Origin of the sequence: Streptomyces thermoalcalitolerans (assembly GCF_039525155.1) — a bacterium.
GTDB lineage: Bacteria > Actinomycetota > Actinomycetes > Streptomycetales > Streptomycetaceae > Streptomyces > Streptomyces thermovulgaris.
The window spans coordinates 26,628-36,034 of sequence record NZ_BAAAHG010000059.1; the positions used below are offsets into that span (position 1 = coordinate 26,628).

Sequence of the window (9,407 nt, forward strand, 5' to 3'; positions counted from 1 at the left end):
CTCACGTCCGCCGGTCCACCGCGTCCGCCTCTGGACGCCTGCCGGGCCGTTCAGGACGTCTGCCGGACCGTCAGGACGTCTGCCAGGCCGCGGGATCGTTTCCGTCGACGGCGAACACGGTGCCGTCGGGGGCACCGGCACAGACACGGCCGCCGGCGAGCACCGGCGGGGCCAGCGTGCCCGCGACCCGGTCCGAACCGGCGCCGAGCCGCGGCTGTGTCTGCCCGACGAGCCGGCCCGTACGGGCGTCGGCGGCGAGCAGCCGCCCGTCCGCGGCGACGAGGTACACATGGCGGCCGTCGGACACGGGTGCCGACCCGCGGCTCACGGCCGTCTCGAGAAGCCACAGCCGCCTGCCCGCGGCCGTGTCGACGGCTTCCAGCGCACCGCCGAACGCCAGCAGATGGACGACGTCCCCCCGCACCTCGGCCTGCGGGGCCTGGCGCGGGACGGGCAGCGTCACCCGTCGCACCTCTCCGGACCCGGAGAAGTACCGGACGACCGCCCTCGCGTCCCCGGTGGTCCTGTCGAGATCGAGGAAGAAGACGGACCCGTCCCGGGCGCCCACGGGACTCAGCACGCCGCTCAGCTCCGCCCGCCAGCGGACGGCGCCGGTGCGGGGATCCACGGCGGTGATCCACGTGCTCGTCCCGTTGGCGGACGTACTCGTCGCATACGCCAGCGGATCCCCGGTGAACGAGGCGAGGGACGGCAGGGAGGAGCCCGGAAGCCGCCTGCTCCACCGTGTCCCGCCCGAGGCGCTGTCCACGCCGGTGACCGTCCCGTCGGCACGGGCCAGCAGAAGCGTGTCGCCCGCGAACCTCCACCCGCCTTGTGCGGGAACGTCCCGCCGCGCACGCGTCCGGCCCGAGGAGGGGTCGAGCGCCTCCAGGTGCTGCCCGTCCGCCGTGGCCACATGCACCAGACCGCCGGACAGAACCGGCGCGAGCATGCCGGCCCCGTCGACGGAGCGCCGCCACCGCACGGCGCCGTCGGAGGGGTCGAGGGCGAAGACCACACCGGGCTGCGCGCAGAACAAGGTGCCGGTGCCATGGGTGCACTGCGGCGCGACCGGTTTCCCGGACACCGGCTTCGTCTCCCACGCCCCGGCGGGGTGGACCCGGGAAAGGGTGCCCCCGGACGCGGGCCGGTCGTCCGCGAGCGTCATGACCGTGATCAGGGAGCCGGCCATGAGCAGGCCGAGCGCACCGGCGACCAGGGCCGTCCGCGTGCGGAAGCGTCTTCGGCGCGCACGCTTCTCCTGCCCGGGGTCCGGTCCGGTCTCCGGTCCGGCGTCCGGCTCGGGCTTCTGCTCCGTGTCCGATCCGGGCTTCTGCTCCGTGCCCGGCTCGGACCGCGGTATGTCCGGCGCGTCACCGGTCCGCGGCACCGATATGAACGCCTGCGTGTCGTACGAGGCCGCCGTCGCGCGCAGTTCCCGCACCAGCTCGTTGGGCGTGGGCCGGTCCTCGGGATTCTTGGCCAGACAGCGCCGCACGAGCGGTGCCAGGTCCTCCGGTACACCCGTCAGATCGGGTTCGTCGTGCACGACCTGGTAGGCGATGACATACGGGCTGTCGGAGTCGAACGGCCCGCGCCCGGTCGCCGCGTGCACCAGCACGGACCCGAGCGCAAAGACGTCGGCCGCCGGACCGACCTCCCGGGGCCGGCGGAACTGCTCGGGCGCCATGAAGGGCGGCGTACCGATCAACTTGCCGGTCTCGGTGCGCAGTTCGCTGTCCTTCGGCCGGGAGATGCCGAAGTCGATCACCTTTGGCCCGTCCTCGGCGAGCAGCACATTGCTCGGCTTGAGGTCCCGGTGGACGACGCCCGCCCGGTGGATGTCGCGCAGCGCCTCGGCGAGACCGGCCATCAGGCGGCGCAGCTGGGCCGCGGGCATGGGTCCGTTCCGCTTCACATGATCGGACAGCGTGGGCCCGGGAATGAACAGGGTGGCCATCCAGGGGCGTTCGGCATCCGGATCGGCATCGACGACGGGCGCGGTGAACGCACCGCTCACCCTGCGGGCCGCCGCCACCTCCTGCCGGAACCGCCCCCTGAACTCCGGGTCCTGGGCGAACTGGGCGTGCACGATCTTCACCGCGAGCTTCAGTCCCGAGGCGCTGCGGGCCAGGTGCACCACGCCCATGCCACCGGAGCCCAGACGTGACTCCAGACGGTAGTGGCCGATGTACTCCGGAAGTTCCTCTTCCGCGCCCGCTCCGATGTTGTGCTGTGGCGCCATGGACCATCCCCGTGCTGTTCGTTCGCGCGCGCGACGGATGCACGGAGCCTAGTCGATGACTCGAACAGGACCGGTGCGGCGTGCTGGTGGGGACACGCGGTGCACGCCTGCGTTCTGCGGCGTACGTCCGTGTTTTATGGTGCGTACGAGGGGAATGATCGTGATCCCATGAAGATCATGGGGTTGAAGACGGGGGGAGGTTTCTCATGTCTGTCGACCGTACTGAGAAGCGCGCCGAGGAGCGCACCGAGAAGGTCGGCGGCGAAGCGGCGGAGGCCGTCGCGACCGCGGCGTCCGCGACGTCCGCGAGGTACTACCCGGTGGCGCCGGGTGTCCGCCTCAACGTCCGCAGCGGTCCCGGAACCGGCTACGGCATCGTCCGGGTGCTGCCCCTGGGCGCCCAGGTTCCGATCTTCTGCCAGACGACGGGCACGACGGTGTCGGGCTACTACGGCACGTCGAAGATCTGGGACAACATCGGCAACGGTGAATACGTCTCCGACGCGTACGTGTACACCGGCACCGACGGCTACGTCGCCTCTCGCTGCAGCTGATCCCGGACGGAGCCCGCGGGCGTCCGGGACGCCATAATCGAGCCGTGAGCGACGACAACGGCACCCCGGACACCCCCGCGGGCTCCACGGCGGCCTCCGACGGGCCCCAGCCCGAGCCCCTTCGTTTCTTCGGCACCACCTGGGTGAACCACGACGGCGGCTACACCCTCCGCCGCATCGGCGTCTCCCTCGGCTCGCTCGCCGCGGCCGTGGCCTCCTGCCTCGTGCTCCGCTTCGCCTACCAGGGCCTCCAGCTCGCCGACTCGGGCTCCTTCGTCACGGGCCTGATCGTCGTGATGTTCGCGGTGTGCAGCGCGCTCGCCTTCGGCCACACCTGGGAGGGCTTCAGCAAGCGCCCCGACCCCGACCGCCAGGCCGCCCTGCGGGGCCTGCTCACCATCGGATTCGTCGGCTCCCTCTGCGCCTACTTCCTCCGCTCCCTCACCGAGGCCCCCGGCGAGAAACTGCACCGCGAGGAGTACCGGCGCGCCCGCGAGCAGTACGAGCGCCGTATCGCCCGCCGTTCGGGCAACCCGGCGAAGCGCCGCCGCTCCTGACCGTACGCACTCCCTCACCTTCGCCCTCCCCGCTCTCTCCTCGCTCCCTCCCACTCCTTCCTTCGGCTTCCTCGGCTTTCCGGCCCTCGGCGCGGAGCTGCCTTTCCCGGCACGGGCGACCTTTCCCCGTTTCCCTCGGCACGGTTCCTCGGCACGGTTCCTCGGCATGGGTCCTCGCCACGGGGCGTCCCCGCATTCCCTTTCACGATTTCACGATCCCGCACGCCCCTTGACGGCTCCTTCGTCACGCGCATTAATCATCACATGATGAATATCGACTCCGATCCCCCCGACCCGCGCACGCCTGCCGTCCGCGCCGAGGCCCTCACCGTCGTCCGGGGCTCGCGCACCGTCCTGCACGGCCTCGACTTCACCGTCCCGCGCGGCCGGATCACCGGCCTGCTCGGCCCCTCCGGCTGCGGCAAGTCCACCCTCATGCGCGCGATCGTCGGCACCCAGGCCAAGGTCAGCGGCACCCTGGAGATCCTCGGCCGCCCCGCCGGCCACGCCACCCTCCGCAACCGCGTCGGCTACGTCACCCAGGCCCCCTCCGTCTACGACGACCTGACGGTCCGCCAGAACCTCGAATACTTCGCCGCCGTCCTCGACCCGGGCCGCGCTGCGGCCGAACGCCGCCGGGAGCACGTCAGCCGCGCCATCGCCGACGTCGACCTCACCAGCCACGCCGACGCCCTCGCCGGCAACCTCTCCGGTGGCCAGCGCAGCCGCGTCTCCCTCGCCGTCGCCCTCCTCGGCGCCCCCGAACTGCTGGTCCTCGACGAACCGACCGTCGGCCTCGACCCCGTCCTGCGCCGCGACCTGTGGAACCTCTTCCACGACATCGCCGCCACCCGCGGCGCCACCCTCCTCGTCTCCTCCCACGTCATGGACGAGGCCGAGCGCTGCCACCACCTCCTCCTCATGCGCGAGGGCCGGATCCTCGCCGACGACACCCCGGAAGCACTCCGCTCCCGCACCGGTGCCGACACCGTCGAGGCGGCCTTCCTGCACCTGGTCGACGAGGCGGCCGCCGCGGGCCGCGCCAAGGAGACAGCACGATGAGCACCACCACCGCACCGGCGATACCCCCCGCCCCCCGGGCCCTGAGCGCCGCCCGCACCACTGCCACCGCCGCCCGGGTCCTGCGCCAGCTCCGCCACGACCCCCGCACCATCGCCCTGATGCTGCTGGTCCCCTGCCTGATGCTGGTCCTGCTGCGCTACGTCTTCGACGGCAGCCCGCGCACCTTCGACACCATCGGCGCCGCGCTCCTCGGCATCTTCCCGCTGATCACCATGTTCCTGGTGACCTCCATCGCCACCCTGCGCGAGCGCACCTCCGGGACCCTCGAACGCCTTCTCGCCATGCCCCTCGGCAAGGGCGACCTCATCGCCGGCTACGCCCTCGCCTTCGGCGCCCTCGCGATCGTCCAGTCCGTCCTGGCCACGGGACTCTCCCTGTGGCTTCTCGACCTGGACGTCATCGGCTCGCCCTGGCTGCTCCTGCTGGTCGCCCTGCTCGACGCCCTGCTCGGCACCGCGCTCGGTCTCTTCGTCTCCGCCTTCGCCGCCTCCGAGTTCCAGGCGGTCCAGTTCATGCCGGCGGTGATCTTTCCCCAGCTCCTTCTCTGCGGTTTGTTCACCCCTCGCGCCGACATGCATCCCGTCCTGGAGGCGATCTCCGACGTCCTCCCCATGTCCTACGCGGTCGACGCCATGAACGAGGTCCTGCGCCACACCGAGGTGACGGCCACCTTCGTCCGCGACGTACTGATCGTGGCCGGCTGCGCCCTGCTGGTCCTCGGTCTGGGAGCGGCCACCCTCCGGCGGCGTACGGCATAGCTCACGGCACAGCCCGCACGACCCGCGCGAAAGGAACCCGCACGGAAGGAGGCCGTACGGAAGGAAGCCGCACGGAAGGAGGCCGTACGGAAGGAGCTGTCCGAAAGGAACCCGTGCGGAAGGAAGCGTCCGCCAGCCGGACAATCCGCCCGCACCCCGTCCTGCCGGTGCGAGGATGAACGCATGAGCCAGAAAGTCGCAGTCCTTGGCACCGGCAAGATCGGTGAAGCCCTGCTCAGCGGAATGATCCGAGGCGGCTGGCCCCCCGCCGACCTGCTGGTCACCGCCCGCCGCCCGGAACGGGCCGAAGAACTCCGCGTCCGCTACGGAGTCACCCCGGTCACCAACCCGGAAGCAGCCAAGATCGCCGACACTCTGATCCTCACGGTCAAGCCCCAGGACATGGGCACCCTCCTCGACGAACTGGCTCCGCACGTCCCCGCCGACCGCCTGGTCATCAGCGGCGCGGCGGGGATCCCCATCTCCTTCTTCGAGGAGCGCCTGGCCCCCGGCACCCCGGTCGTCCGTGTCATGACGAACACGCCCGCCCTCGTCGACCAGGCCATGTCCGTCATCTCCGCCGGCACCCACGCCACCGCCGAGCACCTCGCCCACGCCGAGGAGATCTTCGGTGCCGTCGGCAAGACCCTGCGCGTCCCCGAGGCCCAGCAGGACGCCTGCACCGCCCTGTCCGGCTCGGGCCCGGCCTACTTCTTCTACCTGGTCGAGGCCATGACCGACGCCGGTATCCTCCTCGGCCTGCCCCGCGACAAGGCCCACGACCTGATCGTCCAGTCCGCGATCGGTGCCGCCGTGATGCTCCGCGACAGCGGGGAGCACCCCGTGAAGCTGCGCGAGAACGTCACCTCCCCGGCCGGCACCACCATCAACGCCATCCGCGAACTGGAGAACCACGGCGTACGGGCCGCCTTCATCGCCGCCCTGGAAGCCGCCCGCGACCGCAGCCGCGAACTCGCCTCCGGCAAGAAGGACTGACAAGAAGGCCTGACAAGAAGGCCTGCCCCGCGCCGCGACCGGGCGGGCTCACCGCGTCGCCGCGACGACCTCCTCCGTCGTCACCACTCGCGCGAACCCGCCCCCGTGCAGCGTCACCGCCGACGCCTGCGCCAGCTCCTCCGCCGTACGCCGCCAGCCGAACGGCCCCACCAGATCGAACGTGTGTGTGGCATCCAGCGGCATGACCACGTCGTACCCGAGATTCCCGCCCATCCGCGCGGTCGTCTCCACGCACATGTTCGTCTGGATCCCCACCACCACGATCTGCCCGATCCCGGCCTCCGTCAGCCACGCCCCCAGATCCGGCGTGCCGAGGAACGCCGAGTTCACCGTCTTCGTCACCAGCAGCTCCGGCCCGCTGCCCTTGCCCCGCCGCTGCTCCACATAGTCCTTCAGCTCATTGCCGGCGTACCCGGTCCGCAGTGGCGACCCCTCCTCCAGCGAGTCGTGCCGCACGAACACCACCGGCCGCCCCGTCGCCTGCCATACGTCGATGAGCGCGGCGATGTTGTCATCCGCCGCCGGATTGTTCCGCTGCCCCCAGAAGTCGGCCTCCTCGAAGCCCTTTTGCACATCCACGACTACCAGCGCTGCGTTCTCTGCGATTTCCATGCTTCGATCCTGCTCCCGGACCGACCCCCGTCCCAGAGAGACATAAGTCATCGATCGATGGTTTACTGCCACCATGGCCCAGGTCCGCACCACCACCGCACCCGACCCCTACCGCGTCGCCCTGCTCGCCTTCCCCGGCATCCGCGCCTTCGACGTCACCGTCATCACCGAGGTCTGGGGCACCGACCGCACCGACCGCGGCGCCCCCGCCTTCGAACTGCGCCGCACCGGCGTCGACAAGACCCCCGTCCCCCTGCGCGGCGGCCTCGCCCTCCACCCCGACCGCACCCTGACCTGGCTCGACCGCGCCGACCTCGTCGTCGTCCCCGGCCTCGACGACCTCGGCCCCGCCTCCGAACCCGTCCTCCAGGCCCTCCGCCGCGCCCACACCCGCGGCACCACCCTCGCCGCCCTCTGCGGCGGCGCCTTCACTCTCGCCCAGGCCGGCCTCCTCGACGGCCGCCGCGCCATCACCCACTGGCGCCTCGCCGACGAACTGCGCGCCCGTCACCCCCGGGTCACCGTCGTCCCCGACGCCCTGTTCATCGAGGACGACAACATCTGGACCTCCGCCGGCACGGCCGCCGGCATCGACCTCTGCCTCCACCTCGTCCGCCGTACCCACGGCGCCGAAGCCGCCGCCACCATCGCCCGCTCGATGGTCACCGCCCCGTTCCGCACCGGCACCCAGGCCCAGTTCATAGAACGCCCCACACCCCGCACCGACCGCGACGCCGACACCCTCGCCGCCGTACGTGAACACGCCCTGCGCCACCTGCACGAACCCCTCACCGTCGCCGACCTGGCCGCCCGTGCCTGCATGTCCCCCCGTACCTTCACCCGCCACTTCACCGCCGAGACCGGCACCACCCCCCTCCGGTGGCTCCTCGACCAGCGCATCGCCGCCGCCCAGAAACTCCTCGAACGCACCGACCTCCCCATGCCCGAGGTCGCCCGTCGCGCCGGCTTCGGCAGCGAGGTCACGATGCGCCAGCACTTCGCATCGCGCCTCGCCACCAGCCCCCGCGCCTACCGCGCCGCCTTCAAGGGCGCTTCCTCCAACGCCGGCAGCAGCCCGATCGCCCGATAGGCCGCGTCGACCGTCGGCCGCGCCATCTTCCTGGCCCTTTCCGCACCCGCCCGCAGCACCGCGTCCACATACGCGGGATCCGCGCACAGCTCCCTGTGCCGCGCCTGGACCGGCCTGAGGACCTCGATCACGGCTTCCGCGGTGTCCTTCTTCAGGGCGCCGTACGACGCATAGGCACCGCACAGGTCCTCCGGGTCACCGCCCCTGCAGGCGGCCAGGATCTCCAGGAGGTTCGCGACCCCCGGCCGTTCTTCCCTGTCGTAGACGACGTCCCGCCCGCTGTCGGTCACCGCCCGCATGATCTTCTTCCGCACGGTCTCCGGCTCGTCCAGCAGATAGACGATGCCCGGCCCGGAGTCGTCCGACTTCCCCATCTTCGACGTCGGCTCCTGGAGGTTCATCACCCGCGCCGCCACCTTCGGACGGGTCGCCTTCGGCACCACGAACGTGTGCCCGTAGCGCTGGTTGAACCGCACGGCCAGATCACGGGTCAGTTCCACGTGCTGCGCCTGGTCGTCCCCGACCGGCACCTCGTCCGCGCCGTACGCCAGGATGTCCGCCGCCATCAGCACCGGATACGTCAGCAGCGACAGCCGCACACTCCCGCCCCGCCGCTGTTCGCGCGCCGCCTTCTCCTTGTACTGGATCATCCGACGCATCTCGCCGTCGGTCGCCACGCACTCCAGCAGGTACGACAGCCGGGTGTGCTCGTCCACATGGCTCTGTACGAACACGGTGCACCGCTCCGGGTCGAGCCCCGCCGCCAGCAGCAGCGTCGCCGCCTGCCGGGTGAGTCTGCGCACACGCGCGGGGTCGTGGTCCACGGTCAGCGCATGCAGGTCGACGATGCAGAACAGCGCCTCCGACCGATGCTGGTCCACCTCGACCCACCGCCGCAGAGCGCCCAGGTAGTTGCCCAGCGTCAGGTGGCCGGTCGGCTTGATCCCGCTGAAGACCCGTGTCATCTCCCCTGCCTCTCCTGGTCGAGGCCACCACCCCGGGCCGGCTGCTCCTCGGATCCCTGGGGGAGAGACGGGAACGGCCGCCGAGGCGGCGGCCGTTGCAAGCACACGTGAGGACGGCCGCCGTCAGGCGGCCCACCACAGCTGGGTGCACGTATGCGACGTCATGTCCACGAGGGTACGCCCTCGGGGTGGCTTTTGTCCGGGAGTTGACATGGCCCGCCCGGATCCGTAAGGTGCTCCGAGCTGTCCGACGTGAGAGCTGACGTCAGTCGGTCCCCGGACAGCCTTTCCGCAGTACCGCCCTTTAACGCGACTCGATGGCAGTCGTGCTTATTGGTGTGCGTATTTGCGGAAATGAGGAATCCGCGTTCAGAGGAACGCAGCCCCCGATTCGCTCGGGAGCAGGGAATCCGCTAAAGTCTCACTCGCCGGAGCGGCCGAATGGCCGTGAAGGCAAACCCCGCTGACCGGGGATCAGGTCGGTAAGAAGATCTGATAGAGTCGGAAACACCGAAGGGAAGCGCCC

Annotated in this window: 9 protein-coding genes; 6 read left to right on the forward strand and 3 right to left on the reverse strand. The window is 71.0% G+C overall.

Translation table 11 applies throughout. The annotated features are described in order from the left end of the window. Positions 1–70: 70 nt before the first annotated feature. A complete protein-coding gene (locus tag ABD224_RS25060; protein ID WP_344053735.1) occupies positions 71–2,245 on the reverse strand; it encodes a protein kinase domain-containing protein in 2,175 nt (724 codons plus the stop codon). A 206-nt stretch (positions 2,246–2,451) separates the two neighbouring features. On the opposite strand from ABD224_RS25060, the gene ABD224_RS25065 reads away from it, so the two are divergent. From ABD224_RS25065 to proC, 5 genes are all read left to right on the forward strand, one after another. After that, positions 2,452–2,799 carry an SH3 domain-containing protein gene (locus tag ABD224_RS25065; protein WP_344053737.1) on the forward strand — a complete coding sequence of 116 codons (348 nt, stop codon included), beginning with the start codon at positions 2,452–2,454 and terminating at the stop codon, positions 2,797–2,799. Positions 2,800–2,843: 44 nt separating this feature from the next. Beyond that, complete coding sequence (locus ABD224_RS25070) at positions 2,844–3,356, forward strand: EamA/RhaT family transporter (RefSeq protein WP_344053739.1); 513 nt, start codon at positions 2,844–2,846, stop codon at positions 3,354–3,356. 264 nt (positions 3,357–3,620) lie between these two features. Continuing rightward, positions 3,621–4,418, forward strand: a complete 798-nt coding sequence (locus ABD224_RS25075; RefSeq protein ID WP_344053742.1) for an ABC transporter ATP-binding protein — start codon at positions 3,621–3,623, stop codon at positions 4,416–4,418. After that, complete coding sequence (locus ABD224_RS25080; RefSeq protein ID WP_344053744.1) at positions 4,415–5,197, forward strand: ABC transporter permease; 783 nt, start codon at positions 4,415–4,417, stop codon at positions 5,195–5,197. Before ABD224_RS25075 ends, ABD224_RS25080 begins: the two co-directional genes overlap by 4 nt. A 183-nt stretch (positions 5,198–5,380) precedes the next feature. Beyond that, the gene (proC, locus tag ABD224_RS25085) at positions 5,381–6,193 is read left to right on the forward strand and encodes a pyrroline-5-carboxylate reductase (protein ID WP_344053746.1); all 813 of its coding nucleotides are present in this window, start codon (positions 5,381–5,383) and stop codon (positions 6,191–6,193) included. A gap of 48 nt (positions 6,194–6,241) precedes the next feature. On the opposite strand, the gene ABD224_RS25090 is transcribed toward proC, so the two are convergent. Then, on the reverse strand, positions 6,242–6,826 hold the full coding sequence (locus ABD224_RS25090) for a cysteine hydrolase family protein (protein ID WP_344053748.1): 585 nt from the start codon (positions 6,824–6,826) through the stop codon (positions 6,242–6,244). A gap of 73 nt (positions 6,827–6,899) precedes the next feature. Between ABD224_RS25090 and ABD224_RS25095 the strand changes: the two genes are divergently transcribed. Then, the gene (locus ABD224_RS25095; RefSeq protein ID WP_344053750.1) at positions 6,900–7,916 is read left to right on the forward strand and encodes a GlxA family transcriptional regulator; all 1,017 of its coding nucleotides are present in this window, start codon (positions 6,900–6,902) and stop codon (positions 7,914–7,916) included. Here ABD224_RS25095 and trpS read toward each other — a convergent pair. Then, positions 7,856–8,881: a tryptophan--tRNA ligase gene (gene trpS / locus ABD224_RS25100; protein WP_344053752.1), complete on the reverse strand. Its 1,026-nt coding sequence runs from the start codon at positions 8,879–8,881 to the stop codon at positions 7,856–7,858. The genes ABD224_RS25095 and trpS overlap by 61 nt on opposite strands. Between the last annotated feature and the right edge of the window lie 526 nt (positions 8,882–9,407).